This is a genomic window from Pseudomonas sp. G3-39 (genome assembly GCF_054790485.1).
The window spans coordinates 1,606,167-1,627,613 of the sequence record NZ_CP186497.1; the positions used below are offsets into that span (position 1 = coordinate 1,606,167).

Annotated in this window: 20 protein-coding genes; all 20 read left to right on the top strand. The window is 60.2% G+C overall.

Features of this window, described 5'->3' with window-relative positions; translation table 11 throughout:
• Positions 1-5 precede the first annotated feature (5 nt).
• The 20 genes from ACOYXG_RS07235 to fliE all read left to right on the top strand — a co-directional run bounded on the left by ACOYXG_RS07235 (position 6) and on the right by fliE (position 21,447).
• Positions 6-743 (top strand): cephalosporin hydroxylase family protein, encoded by a 738-nt coding sequence (locus ACOYXG_RS07235; RefSeq protein WP_027614220.1) that lies wholly within the window; start codon positions 6-8, stop codon positions 741-743.
• A gap of 55 nt (positions 744-798) precedes the next feature.
• Positions 799-3,714, top strand: coding sequence for a TIGR00180 family glycosyltransferase (locus ACOYXG_RS07240; protein WP_460356758.1), 2,916 nt, complete (start codon positions 799-801; stop codon positions 3,712-3,714).
• A gap of 30 nt (positions 3,715-3,744) precedes the next feature.
• Positions 3,745-4,746 (top strand): UDP-N-acetylglucosamine 4,6-dehydratase (inverting), encoded by a 1,002-nt coding sequence (gene pseB, locus ACOYXG_RS07245; RefSeq protein ID WP_027614222.1) that lies wholly within the window; start codon positions 3,745-3,747, stop codon positions 4,744-4,746.
• Positions 4,743-5,900, top strand: a complete 1,158-nt coding sequence (pseC, locus tag ACOYXG_RS07250) for a UDP-4-amino-4,6-dideoxy-N-acetyl-beta-L-altrosamine transaminase (RefSeq protein WP_460356761.1) — start codon at positions 4,743-4,745, stop codon at positions 5,898-5,900. The genes pseB and pseC overlap by 4 nt, the downstream gene beginning before the upstream one ends.
• A 31-nt stretch (positions 5,901-5,931) precedes the next feature.
• A complete protein-coding gene (locus ACOYXG_RS07255) occupies positions 5,932-6,552 on the top strand; it encodes a pseudaminic acid biosynthesis-associated methylase (RefSeq protein ID WP_097090149.1) in 621 nt (206 codons plus the stop codon).
• Positions 6,549-7,244 carry a pseudaminic acid cytidylyltransferase gene (pseF, locus tag ACOYXG_RS07260; RefSeq protein ID WP_097090148.1) on the top strand — a complete coding sequence of 232 codons (696 nt, stop codon included), beginning with the start codon at positions 6,549-6,551 and terminating at the stop codon, positions 7,242-7,244. The genes ACOYXG_RS07255 and pseF overlap by 4 nt, the downstream gene beginning before the upstream one ends.
• Entirely contained in the window at positions 7,241-8,746 is a 1,506-nt protein-coding gene (gene pseG, locus ACOYXG_RS07265) for a UDP-2,4-diacetamido-2,4,6-trideoxy-beta-L-altropyranose hydrolase (protein ID WP_460356765.1), read from the top strand. Before pseF ends, pseG begins: the two co-directional genes overlap by 4 nt.
• Positions 8,739-9,791 carry a pseudaminic acid synthase gene (gene pseI / locus ACOYXG_RS07270; RefSeq protein WP_097090146.1) on the top strand — a complete coding sequence of 351 codons (1,053 nt, stop codon included), beginning with the start codon at positions 8,739-8,741 and terminating at the stop codon, positions 9,789-9,791. Before pseG ends, pseI begins: the two co-directional genes overlap by 8 nt.
• A gap of 227 nt (positions 9,792-10,018) precedes the next feature.
• Positions 10,019-10,945, top strand: a complete 927-nt coding sequence (locus ACOYXG_RS07275; RefSeq protein ID WP_460356768.1) for a ketoacyl-ACP synthase III — start codon at positions 10,019-10,021, stop codon at positions 10,943-10,945.
• 86 nt (positions 10,946-11,031) lie between these two features.
• Complete coding sequence (locus tag ACOYXG_RS07280; RefSeq protein WP_097090145.1) at positions 11,032-12,321, top strand: motility associated factor glycosyltransferase family protein; 1,290 nt, start codon at positions 11,032-11,034, stop codon at positions 12,319-12,321.
• Positions 12,318-12,590: a hypothetical protein gene (locus tag ACOYXG_RS07285; protein WP_097090144.1), complete on the top strand. Its 273-nt coding sequence runs from the start codon at positions 12,318-12,320 to the stop codon at positions 12,588-12,590. Before ACOYXG_RS07280 ends, ACOYXG_RS07285 begins: the two co-directional genes overlap by 4 nt.
• 237 nt (positions 12,591-12,827) lie before the next feature.
• On the top strand, positions 12,828-13,688 hold the full coding sequence (locus ACOYXG_RS07290) for a flagellin domain-containing protein (protein ID WP_007958307.1): 861 nt from the start codon (positions 12,828-12,830) through the stop codon (positions 13,686-13,688).
• 73 nt (positions 13,689-13,761) lie between these two features.
• Positions 13,762-14,121, top strand: coding sequence for a flagellar protein FlaG (locus ACOYXG_RS07295; protein WP_097090143.1), 360 nt, complete (start codon positions 13,762-13,764; stop codon positions 14,119-14,121).
• 83 nt (positions 14,122-14,204) lie between these two features.
• The gene (fliD, locus tag ACOYXG_RS07300) at positions 14,205-15,677 is read left to right on the top strand and encodes a flagellar filament capping protein FliD (protein WP_103368115.1); all 1,473 of its coding nucleotides are present in this window, start codon (positions 14,205-14,207) and stop codon (positions 15,675-15,677) included.
• Positions 15,678-15,806: 129 nt separating this feature from the next.
• On the top strand, positions 15,807-16,205 hold the full coding sequence (gene fliS, locus ACOYXG_RS07305) for a flagellar export chaperone FliS (protein ID WP_027614233.1): 399 nt from the start codon (positions 15,807-15,809) through the stop codon (positions 16,203-16,205).
• Positions 16,206-16,216: 11 nt separating this feature from the next.
• Positions 16,217-16,513 (top strand): flagellar protein FliT, encoded by a 297-nt coding sequence (gene fliT / locus ACOYXG_RS07310; protein WP_007966233.1) that lies wholly within the window; start codon positions 16,217-16,219, stop codon positions 16,511-16,513.
• 172 nt (positions 16,514-16,685) lie between these two features.
• Entirely contained in the window at positions 16,686-18,161 is a 1,476-nt protein-coding gene (locus ACOYXG_RS07315) for a sigma-54 dependent transcriptional regulator (protein WP_003222863.1), read from the top strand.
• Positions 18,162-18,286: 125 nt separating this feature from the next.
• Positions 18,287-19,480 carry a sensor histidine kinase gene (locus ACOYXG_RS07320; protein ID WP_179353308.1) on the top strand — a complete coding sequence of 398 codons (1,194 nt, stop codon included), beginning with the start codon at positions 18,287-18,289 and terminating at the stop codon, positions 19,478-19,480.
• Positions 19,481-19,485: 5 nt separating this feature from the next.
• The gene (locus tag ACOYXG_RS07325; protein ID WP_097090141.1) at positions 19,486-20,865 is read left to right on the top strand and encodes a sigma-54-dependent transcriptional regulator; all 1,380 of its coding nucleotides are present in this window, start codon (positions 19,486-19,488) and stop codon (positions 20,863-20,865) included.
• Between the two features lie 252 nt (positions 20,866-21,117).
• Positions 21,118-21,447 (top strand): flagellar hook-basal body complex protein FliE, encoded by a 330-nt coding sequence (fliE, locus tag ACOYXG_RS07330; RefSeq protein WP_096796266.1) that lies wholly within the window; start codon positions 21,118-21,120, stop codon positions 21,445-21,447.

The following is a 21,447-nucleotide window of genomic DNA, read 5'->3' on the forward strand; positions in this document are numbered from 1 at the left end:
TGAACATGACCGATAACAGCATCAACCAAGCTTTCGAAGCCGAGTGCCGCGAGCAGATCGCCCAGCAGGGCGACGACCAGAAACTGACTGGCCTGGCCCGTGATTTCTTCAACGAATCGGCCAAACACAAGTACAGCTACCACTTCTCGTGGATGGGCCGCCCGATCATCCAGCTGCCGCAGGACATGATGGCGATGCAGGAGATCATCTGGCAGGTCAAGCCGGATCTGGTCATCGAGTGCGGCATCGCCCACGGCGGTTCGATCATCTACTACGCCTCATTGCTGGAACTGCAAGGTCACGGCGAAGTGCTGGGTATCGACCTCGACATCCGCCCGCACAACCGTGAAGCGATCGAAAGCCACCCGATGGCCAAGCGCATCAAGATGATCGAAGGTTCGAGCATCGACCCGGCCATCGCCGCTCAGGTGCAGGCTGCGGCCAAGGGCAAGAAGGTCATTCTGGTCCTCGACTCCAACCACACCCACGACCACGTACTCGAAGAGCTGCGCCTGTACGCGCCGCTGGTTTCGGTCGACAGCTACTGTGTGGTGATGGACACCGTGGTCGAAGACATGCCGGCCGATTTCTTCCCGGATCGCCCATGGGGCCCGGGCGACAACCCGAAAACCGCGGTGTGGAAGTACCTGGAAGAGAATCAGGACTTCGAGATCGACCAGCAGTTGCAGAACAAGCTGCTGATCACCGTGGCGCCGGACGGCTATCTGCGTCGCGTTCGTTAATTCGCACCATCACCAAAGCGTTATCTCGGCGAGTCGCCGGTTGTGGAGAGAAGTTATGCAAGGCAAGTACAGTTCTGAACTGGCGCTACCGCTCAACGAGCTGTTGACCGTGGTGCTGATTACTCACAATCGGCCGGCGTTCCTGCGTCGGGCGGTGAAGTATTACAGCAGCTTGCCCTGCCGGATCATGGTGCTGGACTCCACACCCGAGCGGCCGGAGGGGGATTTTTCCGCCGTCGATTACCATCACGTGCCGCAATTCGCCTACTGGGGCATGCAGGCCAAACTGGCGTACGGTGTAGAGCGACTGACCACGCCGTACATGGTGCTGGCGGCTGACGACGATTTCATCCTGCACGATTCGCTGGCCGAGTCCGTCGGTTTCCTTCAGGCGAATCCGGACTATGGCATGTGCCATGGCTATTGCCTGATGTACCTGACGCTGTCGGGTGGTGTGAGCTATTACCGTCGCGACAAGAAAGTCCAGGAAGACTATGCGTCCGAGCGGGCTCAGGATCGGGTTATCGACTACATGAGTCAGTACATCCCGCCGTTTTATGCGGTGACCCGTACTGACCTGATGAAAACCTGGCACTCGGCATTGCCGGCGGGTACCAATTTCCAGTGGCAGGAAATCGGCCACGTGTACTTCCTGCTGGCGAGTGCCAAGGCGCGGATTCTGCCGATGCCCTATGTGGTGCGCGAGATCAACTACGGCAATTCCGAGCACAGCACCGAGGTGTATCACTCGTTGACTTACGTCGACGCCAAATCGGTCGCCGAGCGAGAAGCGTTCGCTGAATTCCTTGCGTCGCTGCCGACCGGTATCAAGGATCTTGATGCGCAACAGGGCAAGGCGTTTGCCCTGCAGAGCTTCGAGGCGATGGTCGACAGCCTGCAAAGCGGCCGGGCACTGACGGCAGAACTGATTATTCAGTCCACCTGGAATCAGTCGCTCAAGAGGCCTGACCGGCGGTTCGGGCCTTTGCAATACGTCGAGATGCCGTTTTACAACCAGCCATTTTTCGATCGTCTGGAACAGTTCGAATTCATGCTGCACGCCATGCCCGCCGGGCGCATTCAACTGCGCGACCTGGAGGGTGTGTGGACTCGTCAGGCGCACTTGCTGCAGGCGCGCAACAACGATACCCCGGAAAGTGTTCTGGATCGCTTGTGGCAGGCGCACGACCTCAATGCGTTCAACCGCACCGTGGTCAAGCGTCTGGCGCAACAGTTGGAACTGGCCGGCGAGGACAAAGAGGCGCAGAACATGCGCGACTGGAATGCTCGTCTCGAAGCGTTGACGGTGGAAGACCATCATCAGGTGTTCGACCAGACGCAGTCCGGCCGACTGCTCAAGTGGCTGGATTCGCGTCAGGCCGATGGTGCTCAGTTGGCATCGATTGCCGAGCACCTGTCGGTCAACGGCGGTGGCCCGCAGTTCGGCATCTTCCTGCTGGATCTGGACGATGACATCGACAAGTTGCAGGTCAGCCTCGACAGCCTGCTCGAAGGCCAATGCAAGGCGTTCAGAATTGTCGTGTTCACCACCGGCGAAGCGCCGGCGGCCACCACGGCGCAGAACACTTTGCACTTTGTCCGGGTTACGCCGGCCAACCTGGTCGATAAACTCAATCAGAGTGCCCGTCAGTCGCCGTGCGACTGGGTGCTGCTGGCCGAGGCGGGCGACGAGTTCACCGCCAGTGGTTTGTTGCGCGCCAGCCTGGAGTTGATGTCCGCAGGCGATTGCCGTGCTGTTTCCACCGACGAGATTCAGCGCGGGGAGAAGGGCGCGCTGATGGATGTGTTCCGTCCCGGCTTCAACCTCGACCTGCTCTTAAGCCTGCCGGGCCTGATGGCGCGACACTGGCTGGTGCGGCGTGACGCTTTGATCGAGGTAGGCGGCTACCGCGCCGATTTCAACAAGGCGCTGGAATTTGACGTGCTGCTGCGCATCATCGAAGAGCACGGTTTGAACAGCCTGGCCCACCTCGACGAGCCGCTGCTGATCACCGAAGCCGCGTCGCTGGAAGAAAACGCGCATGAGCGTCTGGCGCTGTTGCGCCACCTGGGCAATCGCGGCTACAAGGCCAAGGTCACCTCGGCGGTGCCGGGCATTTATCAGATCGATTACCACCACAGTGATCGTCCTCTGGTATCGATCGTGATTCCGGCCGGCGATGACCTGCCCGCCCTGCAACGCTGTCTCGAAGGGGTGCAACTGCGCACCCGTTATCACCATTACGAGATCCTGATCGCCACCACGGCCACGCAATCGGCCCAGGTCAATGACTGGCTGGGTACGTACCAGCATCCGAAAGTCCAGGTGCTGCGTGCCGATCAATCACTGAGCGTACCGGCATTGCTCAACGCCGCCAGCCGCCAGGCGCAGGGCGAATACCTGGTATTGCTTGCGGCCGACGCGGAAGTGGTCAACCCGAACTGGCTGGACTCGCTGCTCAACCATGCCCTGCGTCCGGAAATCGGCGTGGTTGGGCCGAAGCTGGTCGATCGCGACGGCAAAGTCAGCCAGGCCGGGCTGATCCTTGGTATGCATGGCGGGGTGGGTTCGGCGTTCGTCGGTGAGAAACATGATGCCGACGGCTATCTGTACCGGTTGTCGGTGGAGCAGAACTGCTCGGCGGTATCGAGCGTGTGCCTGATGGTGCGCAAAGAACTGTTTGAAGCATTGGGTGGTCTGGACGACAGCACATTCGGCGACGCTTTCAACGATGTCGATCTGTGTCTGAAAGCCGCTCAGGCCGGTTACCTCACGGTATGGACGCCGTCGGTGCAGGTCCTGCATCAGGGCGCGATTGCCCAGGCACCCCAGGCACTGGCAGCGCTACAGGAAAAATGGGCCGCCGCGTTCGCTCAGGATCAGGCGTACAACGCCAACCTGAGCCTGAGCGGCAAAGGGTATGGTCTGAACGACAGTGCGTCGCTGGACTGGTCGCAGTTACTCGCTTGAGTCCGTCGGACAAGGAACAGGAATCAGCACATGTTCAACGGTAAATCGATCTTCATCTCCGGCGGCACCGGCTCGTTCGGGCGCAAATTCATTGCCCGTCTGCTTGAGCAATACCAGCCCAAGCGCGTGGTGGTGTTCTCCCGCGATGAGCTCAAGCAGTACGAAATGCAGCAGACGTTCAACGCGCCGTGCATGCGCTACTTTCTCGGTGACGTACGCGACGCCGATCGTCTGCGGCAGGCCATGCGCGGCATCGACTACGTGGTGCACGCGGCGGCGCTCAAGCAGGTGCCGGCGGCGGAGTACAACCCGACCGAATGTATTCGCACCAACGTCAATGGTGCGGAGAACATCATCGCCGCCGCCATCGACAATGGCGTGAAGAAAGTCGTCGCGCTGTCCACCGACAAGGCCGCCAGCCCGATCAACCTGTACGGTGCGACCAAGCTGCTCTCGGACAAGTTGTTCGTCGCCGCCAACAACATTGCCGGCGAACAACAAACGCGTTTTGCCGTGGTGCGCTACGGCAACGTGGCGGGCTCGCGGGGTTCGGTGGTGCCGTTCTTCAGCAAGCTGATTGCCGACGGTGCGCAGGAATTGCCGATCACCGACGAGCGCATGACCCGCTTCTGGATCACTCTGGATCATGGCGTGCAGTTTGTCCTCGACAGCTTTGCGCGGATGCACGGCGGTGAAGTGTTCGTGCCGAAGATCCCGTCGATTCGCATCGTCGATCTGGCGCGGGGCATGGCCGAGCATCTGCCGCACAAGAACGTTGGTATTCGTCCCGGGGAAAAACTGCATGAACTGATGGTGCCGCTGGACGATGCGCGGATGACCCTGGAGTTCGAAGACCACTACACCATCCAGCCTTCCATCCGCTTTACCAGCGTCGATGTCGATTTCTCCATCGACAAGCTCGGCGAACATGGGCGGCCGGTGAGTGAAGATTTCGAATACCGCTCCGATACCAATCCGCACTACCTCTCGGTCGGGCAGATCGCCGAGCTGCACGCGAAGTTGTCGGCATGATTCCCTACGGTCGGCAGAGCGTTGATCAGGCGGACATCGATGCAGTGGTCGAGGTTCTGCAATCGGACTGGCTGACTCAAGGGCCGACTATCGAGCGTTTCGAGCAGGCAATGGCCGAACGATGCCAGGCCGACTTCGCGGTGGCGGTGTGCAACGCCACCGCGGCGCTGCACATCGCCTGCCTCGCTGCCGGCCTTGGCCCGGGTGATCGCTTGTGGACCACGCCGAACACCTTTCTGGCTTCGGCCAATTGTGGGCGCTATTGCGGCGCCGAGGTGGATTTCGTCGACATCGATCCGCTGACCTGGAACCTCGATGCTTATGCTCTCGCCGCGAAGCTCGAACAGGCCGAGCAGGACGGCACGCTGCCGAAAGTGTTGGTGGCGGTGGCGTTCTCCGGGCAGAGCTGCGACCTGCGCAAGATTGCCGAACTGGCCGAGCGCTACAACTTCACGGTGATCGAAGACGCCTCGCACGCGGTGGGCGCCAGCTACGCCGGGCGCCCGGTGGGGTGCGGGGAATTTGCGGCGATGACCGTGTTCAGTTTCCACCCGGTGAAGATCATCACCAGTGCTGAAGGCGGCATGGTCCTGACCAATCGCCCGCAACTGGCCGAGCGTCTGCAACGCCTGCGCAGCCACGGCATGACCCGCGATCCGCAGCACATGAACGAACCCAGCCACGGCCCGTGGTATTACCAGCAGATCGAGCTGGGCTTCAATTACCGGATCACCGAGTTGCAGGCGGCGCTGGGTCTGTCGCAACTGGCCAAACTGGACGGGTTTATCGCCCGTCGCCGCGAACTGGCGGCGCGTTACGACCGTTTGTTGGCGTATCTGCCGCTGACCTTGCCCAGCGCGCAGCCGGAGGCGGAATCGGCGTGGCACCTGTACGTGGTGCGCTTGCAGACCGAACGCATCGGCCTGACCCATCGTCAGGTGTTCGAAGGCTTGCGTGCCGCCGGTATCGGCGTGAACCTGCACTATATTCCGGTGCATTTGCAGCCGTACTATCGCGAACTGGGTTTCGCCGAGGGCGACTTCCCAGAAGCCGAGCGTTATTACGCCGAGGCGATCAGTCTGCCGCTGTATCCGCTGCTCAGTGACGAGCAGCAGGATCATGTGGTCGAGCAATTGCGCCGGCTGACCGAATGAATCCCGCTGCGGCGGCGAATGAGACTGTGCAATGCGTGATCTGAGTGAACAGGAAAAATTCTGGCAGGGCGATTTCGGCAACCAGTACGTCGATCGCAACGTCGGTCAGCCGCTGGTCGCGGCCAACCTGGCGTTGTTCGCCAAGGCCCTGAGCCGCGCCGGGCGCATCGACAGTGTGGTCGAGCTGGGCACCAATGCCGGCAACAACCTGCAGGCGCTGCGTCAACTGCTGCCGCACAGTGAATTGTTCGGCGTTGAGATCAATGAAAGCGCCTGTGCTCAGGCGCGGGCACTGGGCATCGCGCAGATCTGGCACGGCTCGCTGTTCGATTTTCCCCGCGAGCGCAGCTACGACCTGACCCTGAGCAAAGGCGTGCTGATCCATCTGGCGCCGGAACTGTTGCCGACCGCCTATGCGCAGCTGTATGAGCTGAGCCAGCGCTACATCCTGATCGCCGAATACTACAATCCGGCGCCGGTGGAAGTGTCCTATCGCGGCAACAGCGGCAAGCTGTTCAAGCGCGATTTCGCCGGGGAAATGCTCGATCGTTATGCCGATCTGCAATTGCTTGATTACGGCTTTGGTTATCACCGTGACCGGCAATTCCCGGTGGACGACATCACCTGGTTTCTGCTGGAAAAACGTCCTTGAACAGCGTCGCAATCATCCCGGCCCGTGGTGGCAGCAAGCGCATCCCGCGCAAGAATCTGTTGCCGTTCGACGGTGTGCCGATGATTGTCCGCTCGATCCGTACGGCGCTCGACAGTGGCCTGTTCGAACAGGTCGTGGTCAGTACCGATGACGCCGACATTGCCGAGCTGGCGCTGGCCCATGGCGCGCAAGTGCCGTTCCTGCGCCCGGCTGAACTGGCGGATGATTTCACCGGCACCGCTGCGGTGATCGTGCATGCCTTGCAGCAACTGCCAGCCTTCGATTACGCCTGCTGCGTGTACGCCACGGCGCCGTTGTTGCAGGCGCGTTTTTTGCGCGAGGGATTCGAGTTGCTGCAGCAGCACCCGGACAAAGCCTTTGCGTTCTCCGTGTGCAGCTTTGGTTTCCCCGTGCAGCGGGCGCTGACGCTGGACGGGCAGGGCGCATTGACCGCGTTGTACCCGGAATTTCGCCAAACCCGCTCGCAGGATCTGCCCGAGGCCTTTCAGGACGCCGGCCAGTTTTACTGGGGTCGCAGCGAGGCGTGGTTGCGCGGTGAAGTGTTGTATTCGTCCGCGAGTCTGCCGGTCATTCTGCCGCGACATCTGGTACAGGACATCGACACACTGCAAGACTGGAAACGCGCCGAATACCTCTACGCCGCGCTCAAGGCCGGCGGAGAACTGCAATGAGAGTGCTGATCCGCGCTGACGCTTCGCCGACCATCGGCAGTGGCCACATTGCCCGTTGCCTGACGCTGGCGCGAGTGCTGCGCAAACAGGGCAGTCATGTCGCGTTTGCCTGTCGGCGGTTGCCCGGGCATCGGCTCGATGCCTTGGCTGCCGAAGGTTTCGAGACCTTCGCCTTGCCGGACGTCTACCCCGACGAAGACCCGCAGCAAGCCATTGAATCGATGCTGCCGTGGCAGGCGGACATTGAGGCGCTGGATGCCTTGCTGGCAGGTCACGCCGCATTCGACTGGATCATCGCCGACCACTACGGCCTTGATCATCACTGGCAAACCGCTGCCCGTCGTTGGGCGCCACGGATTGCGGCGGTGGACGATCTCGCCACCCGCCGTTACAGCGTTGATCTGCTGCTCAATCAGAACCTGTCCGGCCTCAGCGCAAACTATGCGCCGCTGCTGCCCGAAGACTGCCGCACCTTGCTCGGTCCGCGCTACGCCATGCTGCGCGAGGAGTTCGTCTGCCCGGCCATTGCGATCAAGCCCAAGGCGCGCCGGGTGCTGGTGAATTTCGGTGGTTTCGATGCGGCGATGCAGACCCATCACGCGATGCTGGCGCTGAAGGACTTCGCAGAGCTGGAAGTGGATTTCGTCGCCGGTGCAGACAATCCTGCGTGGGCGCAAATGCAGGCACTGGCCGCAACACGGCCGCATTGGCGTCTGCACAGTTTCGTCAGCGATTTCCAACAACGCATGACCGAAGCCGATCTGTTTATCGGCGCCGGCGGCGGCACCAGTTGGGAGCGTGCAGCCCTCGGCCTGCCGACCCTCTGCATCGCGGTATCGAACAATCAGCAGGCCAACGGCGAAGTGATGGCGGCGGCGGGGGCGCATGTGTTCATGGGCGCCCGCGAGCAGGTCAGCGTCGAACAAATGCGCAACGCCATCGGTTTTGTCGTCGACAATGTCTATCTGCGCCAGAGTCTGGCCGAGCGTTCACGGCAACTGGTCGATGGGCGCGGTGCGTTGCGCGTGGCGGCGGCGCTGGCCGGTGCGGTGCTCAAGCTGCGCCCGGCGACCCTCGATGATGCGCAATTACTGTTCGACGGGCGCAATGCCGAGGCTGTGCGGCGCTGGTCACTGGACACGGCTGCAATCGAATGGCCGCAGCACCTGAACTGGCTGAATGCGAGCCTGCGCAATCCGCAGCGTCTGCTGTTGATTGCGCAGGCCGATGACGGCGCGGTCGGCGTCTTGCGTTATGACCTGCGCGGCTTTGAAGCCGAAGTGTCGCTGTATCTGCTGGAAGGACGGCTCGGTCTCGGCTGGGGCAGGGCGCTGCTGGCGCGAGGCGAGGCGTTCGTCCGCGAGCACTGGCCGCAGATGACCGTTATCACCGCTCAGGTGCTGCCGGGCAATCGTTCGTCTTTGAATGTGTTTCGTGACGCCGGATTCACCCAGAATGCCTGCGCGTTCACCAAGGTTTTGAAGGATCACCGCGATGAGTAGTTTCAAGATTGGCGAGCGTCTGATCGGTGCCGATGCGCCGCCGTTCATCATTGCCGAGATGAGCGGCAACCATAACCAGTCGCTGGAGGTGGCCCTGCAGATTGTCGAAGCCGCCGCCAAGGCTGGCGCGCACGCCTTGAAGTTGCAGACTTACACCGCGCAGACCATGACTCTGGATCTGGCCGAGGGCGAGTTTTTCATCAAGGACCCGAACAGCCTGTGGGCCGGCACTTCGCTGTTCGACCTGTATGAGAAAGCTCATACCCCATGGGAGTGGCACGCGCCGATTTTTGCCCGGGCCAAAGCGTTGGGCATGCTCGCGTTCTCGACGCCGTTCGATGACACGGCGGTGGACTTTCTCGAAAGCCTCGATGTGCCGGCGTACAAGATCGCCAGTTTCGAAAACACCGACCTGCCGTTGATCCGCCGTGTGGCCGCGACCGGCAAACCGCTGATCATCTCCACCGGCATGGCCAGCATCGCCGAGCTCGACGAAACCGTGCGCGCCGCCCGCGAGGCAGGGTGCAAGGATCTGGTGCTGCTCAAATGTACCAGCACTTACCCGGCAACGCCGCTCAACAGCAATGTGCGCACGATCCCGCATCTGCGTGAACTGTTCGGTTGCGAGGTAGGTCTTTCCGATCACTCCATGGGCGTTGGCGTGTCCGTGGCCGCTGTGGCGCTCGGGGCGACGGTAGTGGAGAAACACTTCACTCTCGACCGTTCGGCGGGCGGGGTCGACGCCAGTTTTTCGCTGGAACCTGCGGAGCTGGCCAGTCTGGTGGTGGAAACCGAACGCGCCTGGCAGGCCATGGGCCAAGTGCATTACGGCGTCACCGAGGCCGAGCGCAAGTCGCTGGTCTATCGCCGTTCGCTGTACGTCACTGCCGACATGGCGGCCGGTGAAGCCTTTTCCGGGGACAATCTGCGCGCCATTCGCCCAGGTCTCGGTCTGCCGCCCAAGCACACCGATGCCGTCCTCGGTCGCCGCGCTCGTCAGGCGATCAAACGTGGCACGCCGCTGGACTGGTCGTTGGTCGAATAACCCGATCTGCAACCGATTCGGCAAAATAGCGTGACCTGCGAGTCATAACGCGCATCTTCACTGTATTGTATTGACCGGGGAGATGGCGCCTGGCCGTGTAATCGGTTCCAGTGATAGCCCTTTGCGCTCCCCGTGGCTGCCCTTTGTGGCGGCCGTTTTCTGTTTGTCGGCGCCCCTCGAATCCTTGCGAGCGGTGGTTTTGGGCTGTTTTTTATTGGGAAGCCGTAATGATTGGCATAAAAAGCATTGCGAGCTACGTTCCTGTAGCCGGCGTGGACAATTACGCACAAGGTGCAAAATTCGAGAAGGATGAAGAATTCATCCTCGGCAAAATCGGTTCGGCCTTCCTGCCGCGCAAAGACGCTGAACAGGAAACCTCCGATCTGTGCGTGGAAGCGGCCAATGCGCTGTTTGCCAGCAACCCTGAACTGAAGCGTGAATCGATCGACGCGCTGATCGTCGTCACCCAGAACGGTGACGAAGAAGGTCTGCCGCACACCGCTGCCATCGTCCAGGACAAACTCGGTCTGCCGACTAATGTCGCGGCGTTCGATATTTCCCTGGGCTGCTCCGGTTACGTCTACGGCATCTACGCGATCAAGGGCTTCATGGAAGCCGCCGGCCTGAAGAACGGCCTGCTGATCACCGCTGACCCGTATTCGAAAATCGTCGACCCGGAAGACCGCAACACCACCATGCTCTTCGGCGATGCCGCCACCGCGACCTGGATGGGCGAAGATCCTTCATGGGCGCTGGGCAAGGCCAAGTTCGGCACCGACGGTTCCGGCGCACCGCACCTGAAAGTCACCGATGGCGTGTTCTTCATGAACGGCCGTCAGGTGTTCAACTTCGCGCTGCTCAAAGTCCCGGCGCACTTGCACGAATTGCTCGACGACTCCGGCCTGAAGGCTGACGACATCGACGCCTTCTGCATTCACCAGGGCAGTGCGGCGATTGTCGATGCGGTGGCCCGCCGTTTCGAAGGCGAGCCGGAGAAGTTCATCAAGGATATGGTCGAGACCGGCAATACCGTCTCGTCGAGCATTCCGTTGCTGCTGCAAAAACACGTACTCGATTCCGACTGGCAGCGCATTGCCCTGAGCGGTTTCGGTGTCGGTCTGTCGTGGGGCTCGGCGATCATCTATCGTCCTTGAGTCGGTCAAAAACGGCGGATACAAAAATAGCGTTCAAGGTTACCCTTGAGCGCTATTTTTTTTGCCTGAATGGAGCGCTAGGCGGCATGAGCGAGTTTTTCCAACCCAACGCCCAGGTCATCCAGCAACGCTGGCCGGCGTTGTTCGAGCGGTTGCTGGCTGAAGACACCTCAGTCGTTCAAGCCGAACTGGTGCAGGGCTTGGGCTCGACGCTCAGCGTCAATGGCATTCAACTGACCAGTCGCCACGACCGCCTCCATGAAGCCCGCATCCAGGCGGCCAGCCTGGCGGAAAAATCGCAGTTGCATGTCTACGGCACTGGCCTCGGCGATTTGCCAACGGTGCTGCTGGAGCGCGCTGGCCTTGAGCGGTTGTACGTGCATATCCTCAATGGCGCGGTGTTCGCGCTGGTGCTGCAACTGCTCGATCAGCGCCCGTGGCTGGAAGATCCGCGTGTGCAGCTGTTCTATGCCGGTGATCTGTCAGACATCTGCACACCGTTCTTCGCCCTGCCGGCCGAGATGCTGCTGGCTGATGATTTCAACGCGAAGATCCGCGATCGGCTGGTCAGCGAAGTGCACCTGAGCTTCAACAATCGCGAGTTCGATCCAAACTTGCCGTTCATTCAACAGCGTTTGCAGGACTGCCTGCCGGTGTTGCTCGGCGATGATGATGTGGCGCAGTTGTTCGGCAGCGCCAATGGCCGGGAAATCTATGTGATCGGCACCGGGCCGACGCTGGAAGGGCATTTCCAGCGTCTGGCGGCGGTGCATGCGCAGGCTGAACGTCCATTGTTGATGTGCGTCGATACCGCTTACCGGCCACTGCGCGAACACGGCATCGTCCCGGATCTGGTGGTCACCATCGATCAGCGCATCAGCTTCCGGCATTTGCCGTTCGAGGACTCCGCTGGCATCCCGCTGGTGTATCTGCCTATGAGCGATCCTGCGGTGCTGACCGCCTGGAAGGGCAAGCGTTACGGCGGTTACTCGGCCAGCCCGGTGTATGCCGCGTTGCGTGAGCAATACCCGCGCGGACAACTGCATGTCGGTGGCAGCGTGATTCATCCGGCGGTGGATCTGGCGGTGAAGATGGGCGCGTCGCGCATTACCCTGTTTGGCGCCGACTTCGCCTTCCCGATGAACAAGACCCATGCTGGCTGGAATGACGGTGATCTGGGGCCAGGGGTCGATCAGGCGCGGCATTGGGTGCAGGACGGCCATGGCCAGCGGGTCAGCACCCAACTGAACTTTCGCGGCTATCTGTGTGTGCTGGAGCGCTATATCGCCGCGCATCCGCAGGTGCAGTTTTTCAACAGCAGTCGCGCGGGCGCACTGATCGCCGGGACGCAGTTCAATCAGGAGTTTGTGCAATGACAACGATTGAGCAGTGCGTCGACGAGTGCCGCCACTGCGCCGGGCTGTTTCGTCTAGGGCGTGATGTCGAGGCGGCGCTGGATATGGTCGATGTGTTCGAGGGCGCGCAGCAGTTGCTGATAACTGCGCCTGCGCCGATTCAGCAGGACTGGTCCTTTGTACTCACGCACATGCTCGATTGTCAGGAGCGTCAGGACTGGTTGGGGCTGGCTGACTGGATGGAGTACGAGCTGATCGAAGTGTTGCAAAAAGCACGATCGGCAAAATGAGCGACCGCACTGGCCCGCGGCTTTGCGCGCGGGTCGGTTTTATGGCGTCATTTTTTCGCAGGTGGGAGGGCGCTAAGCCCTTGTTTTCTCGGGGGTGGCAGGGTGATGGCAAATTTTTTTCAAAAAGCCCTCAAGCAACTTGCCAACCCGACGATAACTATTACGAAGGTTCTCTAGGCCATTCCAGGCGGTTGCCAGGGCCGGAAGCCGCAGTACCCAACCAACGAGGAATTCGTCATGGCTTTAACAGTAAACACCAACACCACGTCGCTGAACGTTCAAAAGAACCTGAACCGCGCTTCCGACGCTCTGTCGACTTCGATGCAGCGCCTGTCTTCCGGCCTGAAAATCAACAGCGCAAAAGACGACGCTGCTGGCCTGCAGATCTCGAACCGTATGTCTTCGCAGATCCGTGGTAACACCCAAGCCATCCAGAACGCCAACGACGGTATCTCCGTTGCTCAGACCGCTGAAGGCGCTCTGCAAGCTTCGACCGACATCCTGCAGCGTATGCGTGAACTGGCTGTTAAAGCACGTAACGGCACCAACGGCACTGCTGACCAGACCGCAACCAACGCTGAATTCGCTCAGATGTCTGACGAAATCACCCGTATCTCGGCTGCTACCAACCTGAACGGCAAAAACCTGCTGGACGGTTCGGCTGGTACTGTAACCCTGCAAGTTGGCGCAAACACCGGTTCGGCTAACCACATCGACCTGGTACTGAGCTCCAAGTTCGACGCCGTCAGCCTGTCCGTAGGTAGCGGTACTGTAGTTCTGACTGGTACCACCGGTACTGGCGCTGGTTCTGCTTCGCAGAACATCGACAACGCGATCACTGCAATCGACGCCGCTATCGCTGCAATCGGTGCAACTCGTGCCAGCCTGGGTGCTTCGCAAAACCGTCTGACCAGCACCATCCAGAACTTGCAGAACATCACCGAGAACACCACTGCTGCACAAGGTCGCGTACAAGATACCGACTTCGCCGCAGAGACTGCTAACCTGACCAAGCAGCAAACCCTGCAACAGGCTTCGACCTCTGTTCTGGCTCAAGCCAACCAACTGCCTTCCGCTGTACTGAAGCTGCTTCAGTAATTTCGGAATGAGTTTGGGCGGGAGGGTGCGCTGGTCGCGCTCTCTCGCTTTTTTACGTTAGGAGGTGATGAGCATGGACATGAGCGTAAAGCTTAACGTGTCTTATCCGGCTCCCAAGCCAGCGACGCCTGTTGCTGATAAGCCGTCGGAGACGCCAAAAGTTGCACCGGTCGACGCTCCGGTCGCTGACAGGAAAAGTCAGCAAACGGATGACGCCAAGTTGAAACTGGCGGTGCAAGAGATCGAGAAGTTCGTTCAATCGATCAAGCGTAACCTGGAGTTCTCGATCGACGAGCACTCTGGCAAGGTCATCGTCAAGGTGATCGCAAGCGAGACGGGCGAGGTGGTACGCCAGATCCCCTCCGCAGAAGCACTCAAGCTCGCAGACAGCCTCGCCAACGCAAGCCATGTGTTGTTCGACGCCAAAGTCTGATAGCTGGCATGAATAGTGTTTGTCTTTCTTGAATGACGCCTGGATGGGTCAAAAGTCTGGCAACAATCTGAAGGGAGATGCACATGGCAAGTCCAATTCTACCGGGTTCCGGACTGGGTTCCGGCCTGGACATCGGCGCGATCGTGACCGCGCTGGTCAACGCCGACAAGTCGCCGAAGCAGACGCAGATCGATTCCGCGACCAAGACCAATACCCTGAAGATTTCCGGTGTCGGCACGTTGAAGAGTGCGCTGACCGCGTACCAGACGGCGATGACCAACCTGGGCAGCAAGACCAACCCGGCGTTTGCCGGTTTCACGGCGACCTCGAGCAACACAGCGATTCTCGGCGCCACCTCCGATAACACCGCGGTGTCGGGGACTTACAACGTTGTTGTCAACCAATTGGCCACTGGCTCGAAAGTTGCCAGCGCTTCTTTCGCCGGCGGTGCTGCCAGTGCCATTCCGAGTGGTACCCTGAAAATCAGTCAGAATGGCACTGATTACAATGTCACGATCCCGGCCAATGCAACCTTGCAGAGCACCCGTGACGCAATCAACACGGCTCAGGGCTCAAATGGTATTTCTGCCAACATCGTGACCGACAGCAGCGGTGCTTCACGCCTGGTGATCAGCTCGAACAAGACGGGCGCAGGTACCGACCTCTCTGTCAGCGGGATTGCCGGTCTGGAGATCGACGGTACTCAGCCGATGGGTACCAATCCGGCGGCAGGCGCCTCTGGCAACGTCAATGGCCCTGCACAAGATGCCAAGGTGACCATCGACGGCCTGCAGGTTTCCAGCAAGAGCAATACGGTCAGTGGTGCAATCAGCGGCCTGACCCTGAATCTGACCACTGTCAGTCCTCTCGTTGGTGGCGTTGCCACGCCGACCGTTGTCAGCGTCGATACCAACACCAAGGGGCTGCAGGCCTCGGTTCAGGCGTTTGTTGACGCCTACAACACCCTGAAGACCACCATCGACACGCTTTCCAAGGCTACGCCTGATGAAGACGGCAAACTGACAGTGCAGGCGGCGTTTACCGGTGACTCGTTGCCGCGTTCGCTGATCGCCGACATCCGTGGCCAGTTGACTGCTCCTGGTGCTGGTGCAAAGGGTTCTTTGTCCTATCTGTCGGAGATCGGTGTGATGACCGACCGCAACACCGGCAACCTGACATTTGATACTGCTGCGTTCACCAAAACCATGGCTCAGCCCGGCAAGGCTGGCCAGGTGCAGCAGATGTTCACCGGGACCGACGACACCAACGGTCTGCTGGCGCGCATGAACAAGGCAGTGGATCCGTATCTGAAGGCGCCTGCCGGTAGCGCCCCTACTGCCGTAGGCCTGCTTGATCAGCGCATGTCCATCCTGAACAACAACACCAAGAGCCTGACCAGCCAGCAATTGGCGCTGGATCTGCGTGTTGCCAACCTGACCAAGACGTTGACTGCAAAGTACAACGCCATGGACTTGCTGGTAGGGCAGATGAAGGCGACGGCGAGCAATATCACGTCGTTCTTCAGCTCGCTGAACGCTCAGCAATCCGCGAAGTAACAGGCAATAACGACAAAAACCCGGCTACGCTTTATCGGCGTGCGCCGGGTTTTTGTCTTTTGATCTAAAGTTCTGTGATTCGTTGGCGATACACTGGTTATACGAGTCATTGTGGCAATGAGGTAGAACATGAACCCAATGTTAGCCCTTCGGCAATATCAGAAAGTCGGCGCGCACGCCCAGACCTCCGAGGCGAGTCCGCACCGTCTGGTGCAAATGCTGATGGAAGGCGGGCTGGCCCGCATCGCTCAGGCCAAGGGTGCCATCGAGCGCAAGGACATTCCTGGCAAATGCACCTCGATCAGCAAGGCCATTGGCATTGTCAGCGGGCTGCGCGAAGGTCTGGATCTGGAAAAGTGTGCCGATGAACTGGCCGATCTGGACGGGCTGTACATCTACATGATGAAGCGACTCGCCGAGGCCAACATCAACAGCGATCCGCGCATTCTCGATGAGGTCGCCGGCTTGCTGAGCACGGTCAAAGAAGGCTGGGATGCCATCGCCCCCGAGCCTGCTCCGCAGTTTTAAAGGAGAGCACCATGAGTCTTGTATTGCAGCGAATCGCCGACACCCGTGAAGCGCTGGTCAGTGCGCTGGCCGAACGCAACTGGGAAGCCATTGGCGAGCTGGATCTGGCTTGCCGTTCCTGCATGGAAGACGTCATGGCCGAGGCCTCGCTGGATGAGGAGGCCTTGCGCAGTAACCTTGAGGAATTGCTCCATGTCTACAAGGAGCTTCTGGAGGCGGCGATGGGTGAGCGGCAGGCGATAGCCAATGAGATGTCGCAGATCACCCAAGCGCAAAAGGCGGCAAAGGTTTACCATCTGTTTGGTTAATTAACCCCCAGTTAATCCAGACATGTGCGCCATAAATTTGACTGTGCACGGTTTTTTGACTTAACTAGTGGCTGTTTTCAGATTTCAGGCGTCTACAGGCACAAGGTGTCCTGCAAGCGTCTCGCTTGCCCCATTTTTCGGGCATTGAGTTGACTAGGGAAGTTGCTATTGCATGTGGCGTGAAACCAAAATTCTGCTGATCGATGACGATAGCGTCCGCCGCCGCGACCTGGCGGTGATTTTAAATTTTCTCGGCGAAGAAAATTTACCCTGCGGCAGCCATGACTGGCAGCAGGCTGTCGGCTCTTTGTCATCGAGTCGTGAAGTCATCTGTGTACTGATCGGGACGGTAAATGCTCCGGGTGCACTTTTGGGCTTGTTAAAGACACTCTCGACGTGGGATGAGTTCCTTCCGGTTTTGCTGATGGGCGATAATTCTTCCGTCGACCTGCCGGAAGACCAGCGCCGCCGGGTGCTTTCGACCCTGGAAATGCCGCCCAGCTACAGCAAACTGCTCGACTCCCTGCACCGTGCCCAGGTCTATCGCGAGATGTACGACCAGGCCCGCGAGCGCGGTCGTCATCGCGAGCCCAACCTGTTCCGCAGCCTTGTCGGCACCAGCCGGGCGATTCAGCACGTCCGGCAGATGATGCAGCAAGTGGCTGATACCGACGCCAGCGTGCTGATCCTCGGCGAGTCCGGCACCGGCAAGGAAGTGGTTGCGCGCAACCTGCATTACCACTCCAAGCGTCGCGACGCGCCTTTCGTGCCGGTCAACTGCGGGGCGATCCCGGCAGAGCTGCTGGAAAGCGAACTGTTTGGCCACGAGAAGGGCGCCTTCACCGGTGCGATCACCAGCCGTGCCGGGCGTTTCGAACTGGCCAACGGCGGTACGCTGTTCCTCGACGAAATCGGCGATATGCCGCTGCCGATGCAGGTCAAGCTGCTGCGCGTGCTGCAGGAACGCACTTTCGAGCGCGTGGGCAGCAACAAGACCCAGAGCGTCGACGTGCGCATCATTGCCGCGACCCACAAGAATCTCGAAAGCATGATCGAGATCGGCACCTTCCGCGAAGACCTCTACTATCGCCTGAACGTGTTCCCGATCGAGATGGCGCCGCTGCGTGAGCGCGTCGAAGACATCCCGCTGCTGATGAACGAACTGATCTCGCGCATGGAACACGAAAAGCGCGGTTCGATCCGTTTCAACTCGGCCGCGATCATGTCGCTGTGCCGTCACGGCTGGCCGGGCAACGTCCGCGAGCTGGCCAACCTGGTGGAGCGCATGGCGATCATGCATCCGTACGGGGTGATCGGCGTGGTCGAGTTGCCGAAGAAATTCCGCTACGTCGACGACGAAGACGAGCAGATGGTCGACAGCCTGCGCAGCGATCTCGAAGAGCGCGTGGCGATCAACGGTCATACGCCGGACTTTACCGCCAACGCGATGCTGCCGCCGGAAGGCCTGGACCTCAAGGACTACCTCGGTGGTCTGGAACAGGGCCTGATCCAGCAGGCGCTGGACGACGCCAATGGCATCGTGGCGCGTGCCGCCGAACGCCTGCGTATTCGTCGCACCACGTTGGTGGAGAAGATGCGCAAGTACGGCATGAGCCGGCGCGAAGGAGACGAACAGGCGGATGATTGACGCCTGTTTTTCAACGCCTTCATTTATAAGCAGTTTTTTTTAGGCACGGGTATTGCTACATCCCTCGCAACGTTCCGTTTAACTGACGGTCAGCCAAGCGAGAGAACACAATGCCCCACGCCCAGATGTCATCTGCCTCCCATGCCGAGGGGCAACCGTCGTCCGTAGAGCAGGCGAGCCGTCAGGGTCTTGAGCACGCGTTCGCGCTGTTCAATCAGATGTCCAGTCAACTGACCGATTCCTACAGCATGCTTGAAGCCCGGGTTACCGAGCTCAAGGGCGAGCTGGCGGTGGTCAGTGCCCAGCGCATGCAAGAGCTGGCCGAAAAAGAACGCTTGGCCAACCGCCTGCAAAACCTTCTTGATCTGTTGCCCGGTGGCGTGATCGTGATTGACGGCCACGGCATGGTTCGCGAAGCCAATCCGGCGGCGATCGACCTGTTGGGGCTGCCGCTGGAAGGCGAGTTGTGGCGCCACGTCATCGCCCGTTGCTTCGCCCCGCGTGAAGACGACGGTCATGAAATTTCTCTGAAAAACGGTCGACGCCTGTCGATTGCCACCCGCTCGCTGGATGCCGAGCCGGGGCAGTTGGTGCTGCTCAACGACCTGACAGAAACCCGCCACCTTCAAGATCAACTGGCGCGCCACGAGCGTCTGTCGTCGCTGGGACGCATGGTCGCCTCGCTGGCCCATCAGATCCGCACGCCATTGTCCGCTGCGTTGCTCTACGCCAGTCATTTGACTGAGCAGGAATTGCCCGTCGCCACCCAGCAGCGCTTCGCCGGCCGTCTCAAAGAACGCCTGCATGAGCTGGAGCATCAGGTGCGCGACATGTTGGTGTTCGCCCGTGGCGAGCTGCCACTGACCGACCGCATCACCCCGAATACTCTGATGCAGGCGCTGCAAGCGGCGGCGCTGACTCATGTGCAGGATCTGCCAATCCGCTGGCAGTGCGACAGCCATGCCGGCGAACTGCTGTGCAACCGCGACACCCTGGTCGGGGCGATTCTCAATCTGATCGAAAACGCGATTCAGGCCAGCGATGGCAACGTGCGCCTGAAGGTGCACTGCTACACCCGCGACAACAGCCTGCGCCTGTGCGTCAGCGACAGTGGCAGCGGCATTGATCCGCTGGTGCTCGAGCGTCTCGGCGAACCGTTTTTCACCACCAAAGTCACCGGCACCGGGCTGGGCCTGACCGTGGTCAAGGCAGTGGCGCGAGCGCATCAGGGAGAATTGCAGCTGCGCTCGCGGGTCGGGCGCGGCACGTGCGCGCAGGTGATCCTGCCGCTGTTTTCCGCTGTACACGGAGCTGAGTAAACGTCATGGGCATCAAGGTTTTGCTGGTCGAGGATGACCGCTCGTTGCGCGAAGCGCTGGCCGACACACTGTTGCTGGCGGGCCACGACTACCATGCAGTCGGCAGCGCCGAAGAGGCGTTGCAGGCGGTCGAGCGCGAAGCGTTCAGTCTGGTGGTCAGCGACGTCAACATGCCCGGCATGGATGGCCATCAACTGCTCGGTTTGCTGCGTGCGCGGCAGCCGCAATTGCCGGTGTTGCTGATGACTGCGCATGGCGCGGTCGAGCGCGCAGTGGATGCGATGCGTCAGGGCGCAGCGGATTATCTGGTCAAGCCGTTCGAGCCAAAGGCTCTACTGGACCTGGTGTCGCGACATGCCTTGGGCAGCATCAGCACCACAGATTGCGAAGGTCCGGTGGCGGTCGAGCCGGCCAGCGCGCAGTTGCTCGAACTGGCGGCGCGGGTGGCGCGCAGTGATTCCACAGTGCTGATCTCCGGCGAGTCCGGCACCGGCAAGGAAGTGTTGGCGCGTTATATCCACCAGCATTCCCATCGTGCCAATCAGCCGTTCATCGCGATCAACTGCGCGGCGATTCCCGACAACATGCTCGAGGCCACGCTGTTCGGCCACGAGAAAGGCTCGTTCACCGGCGCCATCGCGGCGCAGGCCGGCAAATTCGAGCAGGCCGATGGCGGCACCATTCTGCTCGACGAGATTTCCGAGATGCCCTTGGGCCTGCAAGCCAAGTTGTTGCGGGTGCTGCAGGAGCGTGAAGTCGAGCGCGTCGGTGCGCGCAAGCCGATCACCCTGGACATTCGCGTGGTCGCCACCACTAACCGTGATCTGGCCGGCGAAGTGGCGGCGGGGCGTTTCCGTGAAGACCTTTTTTACCGTCTGTCGGTTTTCCCCCTGGCCTGGCGTCCACTTCGCGAGCGCACTGCCGATATCTTGCCGCTGGCCGAGCGGTTGCTGAACAAACACGTCAATAAAATGAAGCATGCGGCGGCGAAACTTTCGCCAGAAGCCCAGGCTTGCCTGACCCACTACCCGTGGCCGGGCAACGTGCGTGAGCTGGATAACGCGATTCAACGCGCGCTGATTCTGCAGCAGGGCGGTTTGATCCAGCCGCAGGATTTCTGCCTGACCGGCGCAGTGACCTACACCGCGGCGCCGGTGCAACCGCTGGTGCGCGAAATCGAAGTCGAGGCTGAATCCGCCGGGGCGCTGGGCGATGACCTGCGGCGCCGGGAGTTCCAGATGATCATCGATACCCTGCGCACCGAGCGTGGCCGGCGCAAGGAGGCTGCGGAAAAGCTCGGTATCAGCCCGCGTACCCTGCGCTACAAACTGGCGCAAATGCGTGATGCCGGGATGGACGTCGAAGGGTATCTGTTCGCTACCTGAAAGTTGACGCGAATAACGGTGGGAGGGGGCTTGCTCCCGAAGAGGTCAGGTCTGTCACATCATTGTTGAATGACACGCCGCCTTCGGGAGCAAGCCCCCTCCCACAGTTGTTTTGCGGTGATCCCGACATAGCGCACAGACCACAGCGGCATTTATGAAACAAGACCAGCCGAGCTGGCACCCTTGTTGCTAACACCTGTGTACCCGCCGAGTGAGTGTCAAAAAATTGCGGGCCGCCCAAGAGAGTAGACCATGAGCCAAGGTATTGAATTCAATCGGTTGATGATGGACATGAAGGCCATGAAAATGGACGCCATGGCCACGCCGAAAACGACTGCCGCCGTCCCTGAACTGGCAGGCAGCAGCTTTTCCGACATGCTCGGTCAGGCCATCAACAAAGTCAGCGATACCCAACAGGCGTCGACTCAGTTGGCCAACGCATTTGAAATCGGCAAGAGCGGCGTCGATCTGACGGACGTGATGATCGCCTCGCAGAAAGCCAGCGTGTCGTTCCAGGCTCTGACCCAGGTGCGCAACAAGCTGGTTCAGGCTTATCAAGACATCATGCAGATGCCGGTTTAA